The following is a 17,804-nucleotide window of genomic DNA, read 5'->3' on the forward strand; positions in this document are numbered from 1 at the left end:
TTGATCAGCAATTAACCACTTAAACTACTGAATCTCGTTAAGCACATAGTTCACTATTTGTATAGACCATAAGTCTTAATACTTATGTAGTAGACTTATTCCCAAATATCAATAGTCAGTGTCTATTAAATTATAGAGAGTAATATGTCAGAAGATTTAAAAGGCAGGGTTGCGCTGATAACAGGTGCAAACAAGGGTATCGGGTATGAAATCGCCCGTCAGCTTGGTTCTAGAGGGGCGACTGTTCTAATTGGTTCCAGAGATATAGGACGCGGTGAAGACGCGGCGAACAAACTTCGTGTAGATAATATAGACGCCAGAGCAGTTCAACTTGATGTCACCGACCAAAAAACAATCGACTCTACAGGTCAAAAAATCGAACGCGAATTTGAAAAACTTGATATTCTTGTCAATAATGCTGGGATACTAATTGATGGCGATCGCGTTCCGCCCAGTCAAGTTAAGATTGAAACACTGCGAACTACTTATGAGACCAATGTGTTCGGTGTATTTGCAGTTACAAAAGCGATGTTGCCACTCTTGAAGAAGTCTTCTGCTGGTCGAATAGTAAATTTATCAAGTGGCTTAGGTTCTATTACTAAAAACTCTGACCCAAATGATGAGTTTGCTAGTTTTAAGCTTCTTGCTTATAACTCATCAAAAACAGCACTGAATGCAATAACAGTTATTTTGGCAGCTGAGTTAAAAGATACCCCAATTAAAGTCAATGCTGCTGACCCTGGTTTCACAGCAACTGACATTAATCAATACCAAGGTTATCGTACTGTTGAGCAGGGAGCGACAGCAGCAGTTAGACTTGCAACTCTACCTGCTGATGGTTCTACCGGAGGGTATTTTGATGAGAATGGCGTACTTCCTTGGTAGAAAGTAACTTCCGAATTCAGTTTTTTCTACTTATGACTTAGCGTTGATTTGCTCTAAAAGATTAGCAATCTTTTGAGCTTTTTCTGGTTGACGCTGTTTTTGCAATAAATCTTTCGCTTGTAATAGATTAGTTTTAGCTTCTTCTGGCTGCTGTTGCTGAATGAGAACATTTGCCAAACGCAAGTAAGCATCAGGATTTTTAGGACTGCGGCTAATAACTTCCCGGTATAATGCTATTGCTTCTTCTACTTCGCCTTGCTTGTTTAAAACATCTCCCAAAAATAAGCGCACCACATCATTAGTAGAGTTGAGAGAAATCACCTGACGAAACGCGGCTTCTGCACCTTCGTAGTCTTTGGCTTGAGCAAGATTAATTCCTTTTTGAAACAAGTCTGAGGTAATCAAAGTTTTCCAGCCAAAGTATGCAAGAATTGCCAAACTAAAAACAACTACGCTGCCAGCAATTATAGAACTAATTGAAAAGTTTTCTAACATTGTCTAAGCCAAAAGACAGGCGATAGGGAAAATTAAGTATTCGATAAAAAAGAGTTTCCAGATAAATTGGTAGAACTGAGCGATCGCACTTTTATCTTGCAAGTCTACACCGAAACTCTGCAACCACATCCAAGCTAGCAAAATTAGATGACTAATTACCACAAATATGGTATTGACTGAAGCAAGATGCAGTACAGCAACTAAAATGATTCCTAAATAACAGACAGTTATCACCCAAAGCGCGAGATTAAATACAGATGGCGCACCGAGTTCAATCGTAAAAGTCGAGATATTATAGAGGCGATCGCCTTCCATATCTGGGATATCTTTAAAGATAGCGATCGCAAATGTAAACACCAAAATAAATAACGTCAGCACCCACACCACAGCCGGAATTGATTGGCTTTGTTGTAATGCCCAACTATAGTGCAAATACAATCCTAAATTTACAATCGTGCCGCGCACAGAAAAAATACAAAGTGCTGCCCAGAAAGGAAACTGTTTCAAGCGAATTGGTGGTAAAGAATAAGCAGTACCAATTGCCAAACTAATCGCCACCATTCCGAATAAAAATGGCCCAGTTAGCCAAGCTACGACTAATGCCAAAATTCCGGTAGAAGCAACAATTAACTGCCCCGTTTGTCGAGAAAATTCTCCTGATGCCAGCGGTAAATGAGGTTTATTAATCTTGTCAATTTCAACATCTTCTAATTGATTTAACCCCACAATGTAGACATTGCCACATAAACAAGAAATCCATGCCCCCAACAGAGGTAGTAGGGAACTTGTAGAGACGCGATTAATCACGTCTGTAGGGAATAGGGAAACAGTCCGATTACTAATGGCAATAGCAATTAAACATAAACTCCAGACACTTAAACTTGTACCAATAATCGTGTGCGGGCGAGAGAATTTCCAAAAAGCATAAAGCCAATTGAAAGATGATGGAACAGGTTTGAGTGGCAAAGGGCTGTTTTGAGAACTCTGGCTCATGAGTAGCTTAGATACAGTATTCTGACTTGTTGTTAACCATTGTCACAGAATTTTGCCATTAACTAAATCTAAACCTGAAATCGTCGGGTATGTTACCCCGTAGGCTAACGCATCGACTATCTAAAATTTATGCATTACTAATCACCAGTCCCTAATTCCCAGACTTGTGCGATCGCATTTACCAGTGGGAATCATAAAAAACAGATTTACCACAGTAAATAACCAAGTTTTACTCATTTAGCTTGAAACCTATGTAAAATTCGCACAGCTACAGACAAAGCCAACACAGTCAATCGTTGAATGGCAGCAATCGGCTCTAATTGGGTAGCTTCGAGATTTAATCCCGCAGTTTTCAGAGTGGCAAACAGTTGTTCGATTCGCCATGTGTACCATCGAATCACTTGCAGTGCCTGTTCTAAACAAACAACTTGCTGGGTGGTGAGCAGTCGCCAATTAATCGCTGCTTGACCTGGTGGTGGGTTGACTTCAACCGCTTCAACTGCATAAAGTGTCACACTAGCAGGATAGTCTTGCCCATTTAATTTATCTGGACGTTGAATTCTCACCGTTACACGGCGAACAACTAACAATGCCTTTTCTCGGTCACCAGTACGGGTAATCATTTTGGCTTCACCAACACTCATGCACTGTTGAGTTTCATCAGCTCAACGCAGCCATTTGTATGATTCTTTCTCTTCTATTGGCAATTGGCTGTAGTTTCGTTCATGCTTATCTTGATGGTTGATATCTCCAGTCTACAGTTGTACTGTACTTATCCCCAAGGGAAATCTATTTTCTGCATCTAATACTAGTGATAGATTTGTCGTAGGGAATATTGCTGTGACCCTAGCAACGTATTTGTATCATTTTAAAAGTTAAATGATATAAGCGATCAGCTTGAGAACAGTGCGAGAGCGCAATCACTTTTGTCTACTTATTTATACTGTAATTGCACGTAATATTTGAAACTAGCTAAAAAGATAATATTGCTAAGAAGGCAGCAAAATTATTCTTAGGTACTTGCTTGATCAAGCACTAAGATGTATTCTTATAATCATCTGTTCTTAAAAAAATAAAAAAATATTCCTTTGTTTGAGTATTGAAAAATGTCAATACTCAGGCATAATATATGTTTGAATAAATAACAATCATGCATAGAAATTTCACTATAGGTCTAATAGATTATGCTTATTCCAATAAGATAATGAGCTATAAAGTATCTACTGATAATTAGCGATGGCTATACAACTTATAAATTTATTAGTACAGTTAAATAAATAAAATTGTTTCTTTTATACACAAATATATTTTAATAATAAATAAAGAGTTTCTCGTATTTCAAAGCATTGTTTGAAATACATATATTCATTGTTGGTTGTGAGGAAAAACTGTGAAAGTAAGTTTATTAGCTTCTGTTAGTGGAGCAAGTTTTCTATGCCTACTCGCTGGATGTATACCTGTACTGGCAACACCTGCAATTGAAACAGGTGTAGATAATACTCAGACTATAAAATTTTCTGAAAAAGCTAGTAATAGAACAACCAATGAGAATTATAAAAGTGCTGAATTAGCACTCCCTCCCTTTAGTGATTCTTCTCAAACTACTTCGGAATCTCCACGCCCCTCTCTTGGAAAAAATTTGCTAGCACAGGTAACATCTGTATCGCAATTGTCAGATGTTCAACCTACAGATTGGGCTTTCGCTGCACTACAATCTCTAGTCGAGCGCTATGGGTGTATTGCTGGCTATCCAAACAGCACATATCGAGGTAACCGTGCGCTGACTCGTTATGAATTTGCCGCTGGTTTGAATGCCTGTTTAGATCGAGTCAACGAGCTAATTGCCACCGCAACTGGTGACTTGGTAACAAAGCAAGATTTAGCCACCTTGCAAAAACTGCAAGAAGAATTTTCTCCTGAATTAGCTACACTACGAGGTCGAGTAGATGCTTTGGAAGCTCGCACCACTGAATTAGAGGCCAATCAGTTTTCCACAACTACCAAACTGAATGGTGAAGTAATTATTGCAGCTATCGGTGCAACAGGAGGCGCTCCAGATCGGGATGACCCTAATATTATTCTGACAAACCGAGTCCGGTTAAATCTTACCACCAGTTTCACTGGTAAAGATTTACTGCTTACTGGGTTGCAAGCATATAATTTCTTAGGTGGTGTAGATGGAAGTGGTAGCCTTCAAGAGGGTTTAGGATTAGCATCACCAATCCTCAGTTCTAGCAGCGCTCGTACTAGTTTTGAACCTCAATTTCCTGGGGTTGAACCCAAAACACTAACAGAAATCGGTGCCAACTCTGTTCAGCTTTACAAACTGCTTTACATCTTTCCCGTTGCTGATAAACTGACATTGTTTGCTGGGACTGCTGCTGAAGTGTCGGATGCTTTTCCTACGATTACTCCTTTTTATGGTGAAGGACAAGAGGCGATTTCTCGCTTCGCTGGTTTGAACCCTGTAGTGCGTATTTCTGGAGGCACTTCTGGTTCTGGTTTAGCATCTGCTGCTGGCTTTATTTTTAATATCTCAGAGCAACTGGATTTCAGAGCTTTGTACGGCAGTGTAAGTGCTAACGTTGCTCAAGAAGCTGGCGAAATACTACCAGGAGTTTCTGGAACACCTTTAGGGTCTGGCGTATTTGGGGGTAGTAGTGTCGTAGCAGCTCAATTGACTTTTAGACCAAGTAGTTCTATAGATATTGGTCTGAACTATGCCAACAGCTATCACGAGATAAACATTCTTGGCACAGGATTAACTAGTAGTGATATCGGTGCTTTAGCAGGGGTTGATTTAGGGACACCTGTAAGACTTAACTCCGTTGGTGGAACTTTGACTTGGCGATTTACTCCAAACATCGCTTTGTCTGGTTATGGCGCGGCGTTTTTTGTTGACGATTCCTCTGGTGCTGTTGATGCTTCTACTACCTTCACCAGTTGGATGGCAGGCCTTCATTTCAACGATTTATTCCACAAGGGGAACAACGCAGGTATTATTTTTGGTCAGCCACTGTATCGCACCGATGCTAGTGGTGCAGCTAGCCTATCACCTGCGGGTGCAAACAGAGCTGTTCCATACCATTTAGAAGCTTATTACCGCTTTCGGATCAACGACAATATCAGCATTACTCCAGGTGCATTTGTCCTTTTTAATCCTGAAAGCGATAGCAATAACGATACAACAACTGTGGGTGTAGTTCGTACTACCTTCACTTTCTAAATCAACGGCTAGTAGTTTGTTTGTGTTCCCTTAGCTTCAAATCGTACGCCAGTAGGGTGTGTTGTCGTGCAGCGCAACGCACCATCCCAGACGTTCGGTGCGTTAGGACTTTCGTCCATAACGCACCCTACCGGATAAAAGCCAATGTGATACCAATTAGAAAAAACGATGCAACAAATAGTCCATTTGTAGAGACGCGATTCATCGCGTCTTCACCCAAGGATGTGTTGCAATCATTAATTGAATTGGTATGAGTTAGGTTTTCCGACTTGTGTGTACACCCTAGCCTCGTAGAAGAGTGATAGGGGGAGAGGTTCTTCTTGGATTACTGAATTGGTGTGCTAGGCAGATTAAAAAAGTAATTTGCCTGTTTGCTTGTAGAATATACCAAAATGATTAGGCAATTTACCTAAATTCTTTCTCATTTAAGCAGATTGAGAAAGCAATATGTCTAATTACTTGCTGAATATACCCAAATGAATAAGCAATATCTATAAATGCTTGCTGAATCTACTCAAATCAGAAAGCAATATCTATAAATGCTTGCTGAATCTACCGGAATAAGAAAGTATTTAAACTATTGATAAAGCATTTAGGCTTTTTGCTTGCTGAATCTACTGAAATGAGAAAGGATTTAGGCAAAATGAGAAAGCATTTACAGGTATTGAGAAAGTAATATGCCTTTTTGCTTATTAAATTCGACTTTATTTATATTTTTGATGAAGATGGCAAATTAATATGACACGGAAATGGCTTTCTATTGTAGGTATTGGCGAGGATGGGTTACAGGGGTTAAGCGCGATCGCTCATTCCTTACTCGCTCAAGCTGAAGTAATTGTAGGAGGCGATCGCCATTTAGCAATGTTGCCTAAAGATGACCAACGTCATAAAATAGCCTGGACTTCTCCAATTAGCACCTCAGTAGAGCAAATTATCCAACGCCGGGGGCAGTCAGTTTGTGTATTAGCAAGTGGTGATCCTATGTGCTACGGCATTGGTGTTACCCTCACGCAGCAAATTGCTATCTCTGAAATGACGATTATCCCAGCACCATCAGCCTTCAGCCTCGCTTGTGCCAGATTGGGATGGTCTTTAACCGAAGTAGAAACCTTGAGTTTATGCAGCCGTCCAGTTTCCTTGCTCCAGTCCTACATCTATCCTGGAGCTAGGTTATTGATTTTGAGTGAAGGGAAGGATACACCCAAAATTGTTGCCGAAATATTGACAAGTCGCGGCTATGGTAGTAGCAACATTACGGTACTGGAGCGGATGGGCGGCACTCATGAACGGATTGTAAAAGGTACGGCTGCATCATGGAGTGAAGAATTTGCTGCTTTGAATGCGATCGCAGTTGATTGTATTGCCGATGCTGGTGTTCTTCCTTTGCCAAGGTTACCAGGATTACCAGATAATGCCTACCACCACGATGGACAACTAACAAAGAGTGAAGTTAGAGCTATTACCTTAGCGACTTTAGCCCCAACACCTGGACAATTACTGTGGGATGTTGGTGCTGGTTGCGGCTCGATTTCTATCGAATGGATGCGGAGTCATCCTCGGTGTCGGGCGATCGCAATTGAACAAAACTCGTCTCGACTGTGCTACATTGCTGACAACGCTGCCGCTTTAGGGACACCAAACTTGCAAATCATTGAAGGTAAAGCGCCTCATGCCCTCAAAAATTTACCTGTACCCGATGTAATATTTATTGGTGGTGGAGTAACAGCAACCGGACTTTTTGATGTTTGTTGGCAAGCACTGCGGCCAGGTGGACGGTTGGTGGCGAATGTTGTCACAGTAGAGGGTGAGCAAACTTTATTTCAATGGCATGAACAAGTCGGCGGTAATTTGACTCGTATTGCTATCCAGAGGGCGGAACCTCTTGGTAAATTTTTGAGCTGGCGAGCAATGGCTCCTGTTACACAATGGATAGCAGTAAAGTCTGATCAAAAGAATACAGAATTTAAGTAGAGAGTTTATCTGTTTTTGTGTATATTAACGATTTTAGAAAGGCTTGACCAAAGCTATTAATAAACGTGATACGCTGTTATCACTATTTGCTTGTCTGGAGAGTATATTGACTCTACTCTAGGAAATTGATTATGAATCCACCAGACTTTTACTCTATTACCTTTGGCCGGAGCGCTGCCAGACATAGAGTATCCTGCACCAAGCATTATGGATTCAAATGAACTAGCATCCAGTGTTGTACTACTAAAGTTTGGTAAACCCTATATCTGGTGTTTGTTTAGGGTCATAGCTACCTTGGTAAGTGGTTAGTATTTTATATCCCGGTAATACTAAACCAAAACCAGCTGAGCTATGAATCATCCCTGGATATTTATACGGTTCATCATCTGGTAAACTACCGCCAATACGAAGAGTAAAACCTCTAGGCAACCATATATACAATCCAGGAATCAATAAATCCATACTATAAGCGATCGCCCTCATCTTCTCTTGAGCATTGGAAGAACTTGAAGCTATGGCAGATTTTGAAGATAACCAGAGCTTTGTAACAAAAGACATCGGTTTAAATTGCCTTATAGGAACAGATGTATTAAGTAAATTGAACAAAATGAATCCTTTACACACATAAAACAATCAAAAGTGATCTGGTTGTTATGTTTGTTTTAAGATGTTTTAGTTTATCTCGTATCCAAATAATATACCTCGCCTTATAAGGCGAGGTCATTTCTTTATTTTATTCCAAATTTATTATTGCTCTTGTTTGAAGAAAGCCCAATTAAGAAAATCCATCTTGAAAACTCTTACATTGATTGCCTGCGATCACCAAAGCATAGCAAAGCTTTCAATTTTCTAAATTTTACCAACTCAATGGCGATCGCTTTTTATAATTGCTGTCCAACATAAATTGAACGCACTTCACCGTTACGCCGAATCACAGCTTCGCCATTACTCACCTCTACGAGTGTCCAACCACTTGAGCCAATACTTTCACCCACATCAACACGGCGACTCACGCCATCAATTTTAAACAAAGCAGCAGATTTGTTACCTAACTCTAACAACCCCTCTAAGGTATTAGCAGGTGCAACTGCTACGGCAGTTGGTAAATATACTTGCTCTTGGGTAATAGTTGGTTCTGAATCTGGGGTTGCTGGTCGTAACGGCAGAACTGGTAACCCAGGCAAAAGATTAGGTGCTTGCCGCACGGTGATTGGTGCAGTTCGTATAGCTACAGGTTTGAGTTCTCCTCGCACAGCAGCAGCTACCATGTTGACTGCTACGGGTTTGGCTGCTTGCCGTACTGTATTCAGAGCAGCTTTTACAGGATTCGGTTGATATCCCTTCGATGCAGTCGCAATTGGTGGTAATGGTGTAAGACTACCGGGAATTGATGGTAGCGCGTAGCGCATCGGCGACGGCGCTTGATAAACAGGAATGTAGATGCGTTCAACAACGCTTCCAGAACGGTTCGCGGCTGGTGGTGTATTGTTAGCTGCTAGAAGTGGGGGTAGATTACCTGCTGGTTGAATGCTAGGAAGTGCTAGGGCTGTTTGGTTAGCAGTTGCTTCATTAGTTAATCCAGGTCTGGCAGAATTTTGATTGTTTCTTGAATCTTGTTTATCTATAACTGCTAGGGCTTCTAGCATATAGTCAACTAATTCTGCCTCAGCTTCTGCCTTTGTCGGCAACTCTGACTGTGACTGCGGTACTTGCAGAGCTTGCTGGGATAAATTGGTGTTTAAAAGATGTATTACTCCTGGCTGTAGTAGGTAGATCGTCCCAGCGATCGCCACACCTAAAGTTGTTCCCACAATCACCAGTTTGCCTATAGCACGCTTAGTTTTCTGATGCTTTTTATCTAATAGTTTACCAGTAGGATTACCTACCATGAATCTACTCAAATTATTCCGCTTAATTTGAGCAACTGGCTGCTGGGGTCGTCTGAGTGTGTTTGGTAAAACAACCTGTGGCACTGTCACTGTTTGCAGAGGCTCGTATTCTGATGACTCTGCTGTGGAAGAGTTTCCCAAATTGAGCCACTCGGATAGGGAGATATCCTGTGTTGAGGAGCCACCTACATGGTGACCCATTGCTGTGGCAGGGTTTCCCGCTCCAGGCGACTGGCGAAAGGATTCTCCGACTTGACTGGAGTGGGGTCGTAGTGGCGTCTGACTGCCATGCCTAACGGTTTGGGAAGGCAGATTTCCATTACCATCCAGAATGTAGTCAATATCGGCAAAGAGTTCATCCATCAAGCCATCAGCATAGATATCTATTGACCAAGGCTCGTTGACGATTAAATCTTCTGATGGTTCTGGAATTGTGAGATGGGTGCTGGCTTCTTTTAACATAGGCGTTTTAGGTTGTGGCTACTAGGACGGGGAACGCCGCCCCTACTGCCTCTTAATCAGGATTATTTATGAAATATCCAATCCCCCGCTTTAACAGTTATCAGTCGTCAGTTATCAGTTTCATCGTTGACGAAACACCACACCAATTGGTGTCAAGCTTCTTCTAGCGGGTTTAACAGTTATCAGATTTATTGGTAACTGTTCACTGATTTAATTAGACGAGTAGATTGAGCGGTGGTATTAAACTCAACTTAAATTTGAGGATTGTTGATGATGGCATTACTAAAATGTATGTCATCTATCATACCAATCCCCTTCATTACTACTATACTCAGTCTTTATGAAGTTGGAGTTAAGTTAACGCTGGAAACTCTGACTGGCTCTTGGTTTTACGCAATTCTAAATATAATAGCAAGGCGTTGATATCCGCTGGGTTTACGCCACCTATACGTGCCGCTTGACCAATAGTGAGTGGTTTCACCTGAGTAAGCTTTTCCCGTGCTTCTTTAGAAAGGGTATCAATTTTTGTATAATCTAAGTCCGTAGATAGATGGCGGTGAGCCTGACGGGTAATTTGCTCAATCTGCTGTTGTTGTCTAGCGAGATAACCAGAATACTTGATGTCAATTTCTGCGCCTTCTTTCTCAGCACGATTTAAGTTGGGGTTACCCAGTCCATACCTATCAAGATCAACGTAATGGAGTCCCGGACGCCGCAGTAAGTCAGCTAGGGTAATTGAACCTTTGATTGCTTGTTGGGTATCAGATGCGATCGCTACCCCAATTTGCTCATGTTCTTTTACCCGTGTGGCGTGCAGTCGTTCTTTTTCTGCGGTAATATTTGTCAGCTTCTCAATGAACAAATGCCAACGGCGATCGTCAATTAAACCAATTTCCCGTCCCAAGGGAGTCAGGCGTTGGTCGGCATTATCAGAACGCAGTATTAATCGATATTCTGACCTGCTGGTGAGCATCCGGTAAGGCTCACGTAAGTCTCTTGTACACAGGTCGTCTATTAGTGTACCAATGTAACTTTGCTCACGAGAAAATACAATCATCTCGCGATCGCGAACAAAGCGGGCGGCGTTAATTCCTGCCACTAAGCCTTGAGCTGCGGCTTCTTCATAACCTGTTGTGCCGTTAATTTGCCCAGCACAAAACAGCCCGGCAATCTTCTTAGTCATCAGTGTTGGGTAACATTGAGTTGCTGGTAAGTAGTCATATTCCACAGCATACGCTGGGCGCAACATCACACATTTTTCCAAACCGGGGAGACTCCGCAACATTTGTAGTTGCAAGTTTTCGGGCAAACCTGTAGAAAATCCTTGGATATACAGTTCGGGTATATCTCTGCCTTCCGGTTCAATAAAGATTTGGTGGCTTTCCTTATCGGCAAAGCGGACAATCTTATCTTCAATACTCGGACAATAACGCGGCCCTTTAGCTTCCACCCAACCACCATAAACTGGCGATAGGTGTAAATTTTCTTGAATTAGACGATGGGTTTCAGGTGTTGTGCGGGTGATGTAGCAAGGCATTTGTTCCCGTTCTATCCAGACATCTGGGTCAAAGCTAAACCAGCGCACATCTTCATCCCCTGGCTGGATGAGCATTTTACTGTAGTCTACTGACCGCTTGTCTACCCGTGCTGGGGTTCCGGTTTTCAGCCTTCCAGTTTCAAATCCCAGGCGATTTAGGGTTTGTGTCAATCCCTCAGCCGCAAATTCACCAGCACGCCCTGCTGGCATTGATTTGTTACCAACCCAAATTTTTCCTCCCAAGAAAGTACCGGTTGTCAAGATCACCGCTTTACATTGGAACGCCATGCCAAAGTAAGTCTCAACACCGATAATTTCATCGTTAGCGCCTAGCACTAAATCTGTTGCCATCCCTTCCCGGATGGTCAAATTTTCTTGGTTTTCGACAATATTCTTCATTACCGCGGCATATTCGCGCTTGTCACTTTGGGCGCGTAATGCCCACACCGCAGGCCCTCGTGAAGAGTTGAGGATGCGCTTTTGCAGGTAGGTGCGGTCTGCTACTTTACCCATTTCGCCGCCGAGTGCATCTACCTCATGGGTCAACTGAGATTTGGCAGGCCCACCCACGGCTGGGTTACAGGGTTGCCAAGCAATTTTATCCAAGTTGAGTGTCAATAGCAGGGTTCGACAACCGAGGCGTGCAGTAGCGAGGGCTGCTTCACAACCGGAGTGACCTGCACCGACGACAATAACATCAAAAGCGTCTTGGAATTCAATGGAATTGTGCATGGTCATACTTAGACAAGCGGCAAGCTGAGAGTTCTTCTCAATTTTAACTGTTCCAGTGGTTTCATGGATTTAGCTTTCGGGTAAGTAAAGTTATCAAGATTATTAGTAACGCTGAGCAATTTGCATAAATATCTTTTTATCTCACGTCTTCACCGTTAGGCTTCTCGCAGGGTAGGCGCATTCGTTGAAAACGTTCCCGTTAGCGTCTCCTATAGGAGAAGGGTAGGCGCAAAGAAGAACGCAAAAATACCCATTTTTACCAGAAGTTTATTAATTATGGTAAGAGACTATTTTCTTCACCTTTAAACTAATTATCTGTTTATCTACTTGTACGTTTTTCTTATCTTCTGTTATTCAAGATAGAGATGAGTTAGTTTTATTGGTGAATTAATCTAGAAAAACTACTGGACAATGAAAAAGAAAAAATATTCTAAAATGCAACGAATTGTCAAGAAGATAAAATTTATTACTACGATTTTTTTGATAATTTTTACATTAGTTGCGAGTAATGATATTAACCACATTAAATTTAATGCAAAAGTGCAACCATTGAACGAGTGCTTAAGTACTACTTTACTACCTTGCACCAATTCTGTAGTTACACCATTTATCCCCAACCAACAATTAAATGAACAGCAGCGTTTCTTGTCTACAATTGTCAGGAAGTTAGGTATAGTTCCTAAGCCTGATACTTTTGAATATATTTTGCTACGGACATATGGTGCAGTTTTTGTAAATCCAGATACAGAAATTAAACTACCAGCAAAAGATATCTTTGCCAACGAACAAGAAACCCAAGAGTTTCAAGCAACCTTAACAATGAGCCACGTTGATGGAACTAACGACTGTTATTTACAAAAAGCGGCAGCTGAGGCTTTAAATAAAGCTCGGTCTTTGCAAAAGATTCCGCTAAAATCTGGTTATGGTACTGGTGATTGTACTCGCACTTTTGCCACGAATTTAAGATTTTGGCAGAAGTACGCTAACAATCAAATTTTAGCCAGAGTGCAACAGGGTAAAGAGACAAAAATTCTCGGTTTAGTTGCACCTCCCGGAACATCACAACATCTGTGGGGATTAGCAATTGATTTACGCGTAACAAATCAACAGCAAAGACAAGTTCTGAATCAACATGGCTGGTTTCAGACTGTAGAAAACGATATTCCACATTGGACTTATGTAGGTTTAACTGAAGAAAATTTACATCTGTATGGTTTGAAAAATCAAGTTGTTCGAGGGATTACCTACTGGAAAACACCACTTTAAGTGTTAGAGAATGTTTGAAAAGATGGTAGCAAATTAACAAGCTTTTTGAACAAAGTTATTGCTCAAACAGATATTGGTTTATCTATTGAGAATAATAAGTTATTTTTGCGAGTAACACTAACTACAAACTCGAATAAATCATCGAATAAAAGTTAGAAAGCCATAACTAAATCTAAAAGTAGCTCGAAAGAAGTTGTCATAGCTGGTAAAATTTAGTAAGCTTACCGCAGCTAGGCTAAGTAAGTACGTTGATACACAGGTTATTTCAATTCTGAAAAAGTTTAGGATTTTAGTGCTTTCTCACACTATTAGTAGAGACAAAACATTAAATTTACTGTGATTGATATGGAGATGAAACAAAAGTCAGGAATTTGAGGTGATTATTTTCCCACTTATAGTAAAAACGCCCAATTCCCTTTTCTCCATCATTACCTGCTGCTTTACCAACAATTATAAGTAATTTACTATTAGCACGATAATGCAACCCACCATCAGGTCTTGGGGGAGTATATCCAGCACCACGCTGATCACGATAGCCATAAAGTTGTGTAGGCAGATAAACTTTACCAGTTTTAAGATCAGCGATCGCCGCAGTATCTACACCACCCATAGCACGATTTAGATGATCAACAATAGCGTAGTGTCCTGCAAAATTTGTACCTTTTTTAACAATTTTTTGAAGTTGAGGTTCGTAATTTTGGACTTCTTGATTGTTAGCTAATAGGGTCGCTGGCTTACCTCTAAATACAGAATTGACAGGATAATCATTGAATTGTGGATAATGAACAGAGGCAGTGTGTGGCTGCTGCGGGGCTGCCAATATTGATACACTGGGGCTAACTACACTTAAAGTGATGACAGTAGTCAAAGCCACAAGATTTAATCTGCGTTGTAACATTTTAGGTATACCACTAAAAAATTTAGTTGTTGATATAAATTACACACTAAAGCTTCAAGATTTCTCAGAAAAATATACTAAACTATTAAAATTTAGTTTCCGCCCCCGACAATAATTATTACAATGAAGTCACACACCTGACCTCTGGAGTTCTGGCAGTGGGCTTATTTGATGATTTGAGTCGGTTTCTCGAAAACCGTTTAGAAGAATTCTTGCGTAATAATCCACATTTGGAGTTAGAAGCGCTGTTAGAACAGCTGCGTGAGCAAGAGGAAGATACATTAAAGCTAATAGCAGATTTAAAGTTACAAGAGAAGCGATCGCAAGAGGATATTCTGTCCACCGCTCAAGAAATCCAGCGTTGGCACATCCGTGTTCAAAAAGCTAAAGACGCTGGTAGACAAGATTTGGCAGCTGCGGCGCAAGAGCGAGAAGCCGCCTTATTGCGTGAAGGAAACCAGCGATGGGGACAGATGCAAGGACTCAAAGAACGTATTACCCAATCTCAAGAACTACTGGGGAAAATTCAGCAGCGGCGACAAGAAGTCCAGTCCAAAGCCGCTGAAGCACAGACAACACGTGCTAAAGCTCAAACTCAGCAGCGCTTGGAAACCGATGCCTGGTGGAATCAAACTAGCAATTCTTCTAGTAGTTTTGACGACTTAGAAGAGAAGTTCCGTCGCTGGGAAACCCAAGATGAGTTAGAACAAATGAAGCGAAATTTAGGTAAATAATTCAGTTCTTAATTAACACCTATCAGTGCTAAGTAGTTCAATATAAAACATAGGGTGTGTTATGCCGTTGGCTAACGCACCCTTTAAAATACAAGCTTTCTTAATACTACTTACAAAATAGTACTAACTTATATCTCAACTATTTTTAATTTTATTTCTATATTTTTTACGCTACAAAATCTCAAAGATGAATTATTGAGATTTTATTTAATTTTTTAATCAAACTTACATTTCCTGATAGATTTGACTTAAGCAAACTTTCATATCTTTTTTTGATTCGTCTAGTTTGTATTTTTTATTATTGCCGCAGTATTCCCTAGCCGTTACAAATGAGAACTGAGGCATGGAACAGAGTATATTTTTAGATGTTTTAGCCAGCCTACAAAGATTATTTGTAGGTTATATTCCAGCCGCTGTTTTAGGTAGCTTCATTGGGTATTTAATAGGCGTAAATGGCACACTATATCAGGTTTTCAGACGAGTATTTGAGATACCACATAGTATTCCTCCTATAGCTTTGTTACCCATTGTACTTATAGCTTTTAGAGATAGCGAGCCTGCTGCCATTATCGTAATTTTCATTGGCACTCTCTGGGCAATGATTATTAATACAGCAATAGGGATGCGGCATTTTCGTAGGCAAGACAATAACTTTAGAGTAGCTATTTTCCACATTTTTCATGCTCTAAAAGTGGGCATTTGGATAGCATGGTTTACAGTTATTGCTACAGAAATGTTGATAGGCCCAAAAGGACTTGGCTTTTTACTTTGGAATGCTTATAAAGCAAATAATACTGATTACATAATTCAGGTGATACTCTACATCGGTATCATTGGTTTTATCCTGGATCAGTTCTTAGATTTCATCGGAAACCTTCTATCGCAGATTGTCTCCGATGGGAAAAAATCCTCTTAAAGATTATTGAGATTTCCGGATTGTACCCTGCCATTTTAAATTAAGATTCTGCCCCGCATCAGCGAATTCTGCCACTGCTAACGGTGTAATATCTTTTTTGAGAATCACATGATTAACGGTAAACTTTGTCAAGTTACCGTCACTATTTGCACTATTTTCAATCCATAAATATTTTGGAAAAGTAATTTATACTTGCTTGCTGTCGTTTAAATTCAGTGTTATGGCTTGATTACCAAAAGTGGCATCGCTTCTCTCTGCTGCTAAAAAAGCTGAAAAGCTTTTTCCAGTCGAAAATTAAAGTGCAAAGAAAGTTATTTGCTTAGCCCAAGCGATCGCACAGCCTTTTGCCACAAAACTTGCTATGACTATTCATCAATGTTATGGGCTGGTAGTTATTTGGGAATACTCTTATAGGAGTGACAACCGGGGAGATGGAAGTAATGCTTTCAATTCACCAACAGTGATCATGAGAATTTGTTCATATATTCATCACCTTAAAATCACTCTCATTTTGCAGAATGCACAGCATCAATAGTTATTTATATTTTGGAAGGTAGCAGGATGGGATTCACTGAAGATATTACTAAGTTATCTGAACAAGTGCGAAAGCGGGCTGACCAAGTTGTTGGCGAAGAAGCTGCCAAGATGGCACTCATTGTTCCTTTTCTGAGCGCTCTTGGTTACGATGTCTATGACCCTAGCGAAGTCATGCCAGAATATGTAGCAGATTTTGCTACTAGAAGAGCGGGACAGTTTGAAAAAGTAGATTACGCCTTAGCTATTAACGGTATTAAAGTTATGCTCGTAGAGGCAAAAGCCCGTGGTCAAAAAGCTGAGGCACATGATGGGCAACTTAGCCGCTATTTTAATGGACTTCTGACAACTAAAGTAGCTGTGGTCACTAACGGTGTTGAGTACCGTTTTTTTACTGACTTGCGTCACAAAAATGTTATGGACAAGGAGCCATTTTTCACTTTCAACATCCTTGAATACGATTCCAAAGATATTGATAACCTCAAATTCTTTCATCGTGACAATTTCGATGCAGCTGCTATTACCAACCATGCTGAAGAAATGGTTTATGTAAAAGGCATGACTCAGCTTGTAGGTAATCTTTTACGTTCTCCTTCTGAAGAATTTGTTCGTTTCTTGGTAGCTGAACTCGGTACAATTGCACCTAGTTATGAAATTCAAGGTCGAATTACTGGTAAGATTATTGAAAAATTCCAGCCTATTGTTAAAAAGTCGATTCAGGGAAGTTTAGTGGAGTTAATGACTCGCTCACTCAGTCAAGAAATAGCTCAACCTATTGAAGTACAAGTAGAACAAGAGATAGAAGAAGAAGATAAACAGCAGGAATCTCAAGAATCAAGAATAGTAACAACGGCTGAAGAAATCGCAGCTTTTGAAAAAATTAAAGAAATTACGCAAACCTCAAAAAACTACAATTTTGAAGTCCAGTATAAAGACACTGCTTCCTACTTTGGCATAAATCTTGGCAAAACTACTTGGTGGTTTCTGCGGCTATATTTGTCTTCGCAGAAAAAAAGTTTAATTACTCGGCTAAGTGTAAATGAAGTAAAGTCTCTAGCACCAAATTTTGAAGTGCAAGAAGTAACAGCTTCACTAGGAGATACAGGATCAAAAGTAATCATTGCCTCTGTGAGTGATTTTGATCAGCTTGCATTACTCATTCTCAGATGTTATGAAGCAGAAGCTACTAAGCACCAAGGATTTGTACCAGATGCAATCAGAATGGAGAAATCAGCTTAACTACAAGCACTTACTTAAAAACTACAT

The 17,804-nt window shown here is 40.5% G+C and carries 14 protein-coding genes and 1 pseudogene; 7 read left to right on the plus strand and 8 right to left on the minus strand.

Annotated features, from left to right (window positions below):
• Positions 1-144: 144 nt before the first annotated feature.
• Positions 145-885 (plus strand): SDR family oxidoreductase, encoded by a 741-nt coding sequence (locus tag WKK05_RS17870; protein ID WP_341530925.1) that lies wholly within the window; start codon positions 145-147, stop codon positions 883-885.
• A gap of 30 nt (positions 886-915) precedes the next feature.
• On the opposite strand, the gene WKK05_RS17875 is transcribed toward WKK05_RS17870, so the two are convergent.
• The 3 genes and pseudogenes from WKK05_RS17875 to WKK05_RS17885 form a co-directional block, all read right to left on the minus strand.
• Positions 916-1,380: a tetratricopeptide repeat protein gene (locus tag WKK05_RS17875; RefSeq protein WP_341530926.1), complete on the minus strand. Its 465-nt coding sequence runs from the start codon at positions 1,378-1,380 to the stop codon at positions 916-918.
• A 3-nt stretch (positions 1,381-1,383) separates the two neighbouring features.
• Positions 1,384-2,373 carry a homogentisate phytyltransferase gene (locus WKK05_RS17880; RefSeq protein WP_341530927.1) on the minus strand — a complete coding sequence of 330 codons (990 nt, stop codon included), beginning with the start codon at positions 2,371-2,373 and terminating at the stop codon, positions 1,384-1,386.
• Positions 2,374-2,627: 254 nt separating this feature from the next.
• Positions 2,628-3,185 (minus strand): annotated as a pseudogene (locus WKK05_RS17885) (IS4 family transposase); the annotation flags it as partial.
• 578 nt (positions 3,186-3,763) lie between these two features.
• Here WKK05_RS17885 and WKK05_RS17890 point away from each other — a divergent pair.
• Positions 3,764-5,599 carry an iron uptake porin gene (locus WKK05_RS17890; RefSeq protein ID WP_341530928.1) on the plus strand — a complete coding sequence of 612 codons (1,836 nt, stop codon included), beginning with the start codon at positions 3,764-3,766 and terminating at the stop codon, positions 5,597-5,599.
• A gap of 738 nt (positions 5,600-6,337) precedes the next feature.
• Positions 6,338-7,570 carry a precorrin-6y C5,15-methyltransferase (decarboxylating) subunit CbiE gene (cbiE, locus tag WKK05_RS17895; protein WP_341530929.1) on the plus strand — a complete coding sequence of 411 codons (1,233 nt, stop codon included), beginning with the start codon at positions 6,338-6,340 and terminating at the stop codon, positions 7,568-7,570.
• Positions 7,571-7,813: 243 nt separating this feature from the next.
• Here the strand turns inward: cbiE and WKK05_RS17900 are convergent, their stop codons facing one another.
• From WKK05_RS17900 to mnmG, 3 genes are all read right to left on the minus strand, one after another.
• Positions 7,814-8,128, minus strand: a complete 315-nt coding sequence (locus WKK05_RS17900; RefSeq protein ID WP_341530930.1) for a hypothetical protein — start codon at positions 8,126-8,128, stop codon at positions 7,814-7,816.
• 323 nt (positions 8,129-8,451) lie between these two features.
• Complete coding sequence (locus WKK05_RS17905; protein WP_341530931.1) at positions 8,452-9,921, minus strand: hypothetical protein; 1,470 nt, start codon at positions 9,919-9,921, stop codon at positions 8,452-8,454.
• Positions 9,922-10,273: 352 nt separating this feature from the next.
• Positions 10,274-12,196, minus strand: a complete 1,923-nt coding sequence (gene mnmG, locus WKK05_RS17910; protein WP_341530932.1) for a tRNA uridine-5-carboxymethylaminomethyl(34) synthesis enzyme MnmG — start codon at positions 12,194-12,196, stop codon at positions 10,274-10,276.
• 429 nt (positions 12,197-12,625) lie between these two features.
• Here mnmG and WKK05_RS17915 point away from each other — a divergent pair, with 429 nt between their 5' ends.
• Complete coding sequence (locus tag WKK05_RS17915) at positions 12,626-13,456, plus strand: M15 family metallopeptidase (protein WP_341531113.1); 831 nt, start codon at positions 12,626-12,628, stop codon at positions 13,454-13,456.
• 331 nt (positions 13,457-13,787) lie between these two features.
• Here the strand turns inward: WKK05_RS17915 and WKK05_RS17920 are convergent, their stop codons facing one another.
• Positions 13,788-14,354, minus strand: a complete 567-nt coding sequence (locus WKK05_RS17920; protein WP_341530933.1) for a hypothetical protein — start codon at positions 14,352-14,354, stop codon at positions 13,788-13,790.
• A 158-nt stretch (positions 14,355-14,512) separates the two neighbouring features.
• On the opposite strand from WKK05_RS17920, the gene WKK05_RS17925 reads away from it, so the two are divergent.
• Both WKK05_RS17925 and WKK05_RS17930 read left to right on the plus strand, forming a co-directional pair.
• The gene (locus WKK05_RS17925; RefSeq protein WP_341530934.1) at positions 14,513-15,088 is read left to right on the plus strand and encodes a TIGR04376 family protein; all 576 of its coding nucleotides are present in this window, start codon (positions 14,513-14,515) and stop codon (positions 15,086-15,088) included.
• Positions 15,089-15,431: 343 nt separating this feature from the next.
• Positions 15,432-16,004 carry a nitrate transporter gene (locus WKK05_RS17930; protein ID WP_341530935.1) on the plus strand — a complete coding sequence of 191 codons (573 nt, stop codon included), beginning with the start codon at positions 15,432-15,434 and terminating at the stop codon, positions 16,002-16,004.
• Between the two features lie 3 nt (positions 16,005-16,007).
• On the opposite strand, the gene WKK05_RS17935 is transcribed toward WKK05_RS17930, so the two are convergent.
• Complete coding sequence (locus tag WKK05_RS17935) at positions 16,008-16,136, minus strand: hypothetical protein (protein ID WP_341530936.1); 129 nt, start codon at positions 16,134-16,136, stop codon at positions 16,008-16,010.
• A 429-nt stretch (positions 16,137-16,565) separates the two neighbouring features.
• On the opposite strand from WKK05_RS17935, the gene WKK05_RS17940 reads away from it, so the two are divergent.
• Entirely contained in the window at positions 16,566-17,777 is a 1,212-nt protein-coding gene (locus WKK05_RS17940; RefSeq protein ID WP_341530937.1) for a type I restriction endonuclease, read from the plus strand.
• Positions 17,778-17,804 lie beyond the last annotated feature (27 nt).

The sequence above is a fragment of the Nostoc sp. UHCC 0302 genome (assembly GCF_038096175.1).
In the GTDB taxonomy this organism is placed as follows: Bacteria; Cyanobacteriota; Cyanobacteriia; order Cyanobacteriales; family Nostocaceae; genus UHCC-0302.

What these genes read in the sequence shown, in the direction of transcription:
- WKK05_RS17930 (WP_341530935.1), top strand. Translation starts at nt 15,432, where the DNA reads ATGGAACAGAGTATATTTTTAGATGTTTTAGCCAGCCTACAAAGATTA.
- WKK05_RS17900 (WP_341530930.1), bottom strand. Translation starts at nt 8,128, where the DNA reads ATGTCTTTTGTTACAAAGCTCTGGTTATCTTCAAAATCTGCCATAGCT.
- cbiE (WP_341530929.1), top strand. Translation starts at nt 6,338, where the DNA reads ATGACACGGAAATGGCTTTCTATTGTAGGTATTGGCGAGGATGGGTTA.
- WKK05_RS17915 (WP_341531113.1), top strand. Translation starts at nt 12,626, where the DNA reads ATGCAACGAATTGTCAAGAAGATAAAATTTATTACTACGATTTTTTTG.
- WKK05_RS17880 (WP_341530927.1), bottom strand. Translation starts at nt 2,373, where the DNA reads ATGAGCCAGAGTTCTCAAAACAGCCCTTTGCCACTCAAACCTGTTCCA.
- WKK05_RS17920 (WP_341530933.1), bottom strand. Translation starts at nt 14,354, where the DNA reads ATGTTACAACGCAGATTAAATCTTGTGGCTTTGACTACTGTCATCACT.
- WKK05_RS17875 (WP_341530926.1), bottom strand. Translation starts at nt 1,380, where the DNA reads ATGTTAGAAAACTTTTCAATTAGTTCTATAATTGCTGGCAGCGTAGTT.
- mnmG (WP_341530932.1), bottom strand. Translation starts at nt 12,196, where the DNA reads ATGACCATGCACAATTCCATTGAATTCCAAGACGCTTTTGATGTTATT.
- WKK05_RS17870 (WP_341530925.1), top strand. Translation starts at nt 145, where the DNA reads ATGTCAGAAGATTTAAAAGGCAGGGTTGCGCTGATAACAGGTGCAAAC.
- WKK05_RS17905 (WP_341530931.1), bottom strand. Translation starts at nt 9,921, where the DNA reads ATGTTAAAAGAAGCCAGCACCCATCTCACAATTCCAGAACCATCAGAA.
- WKK05_RS17940 (WP_341530937.1), top strand. Translation starts at nt 16,566, where the DNA reads ATGGGATTCACTGAAGATATTACTAAGTTATCTGAACAAGTGCGAAAG.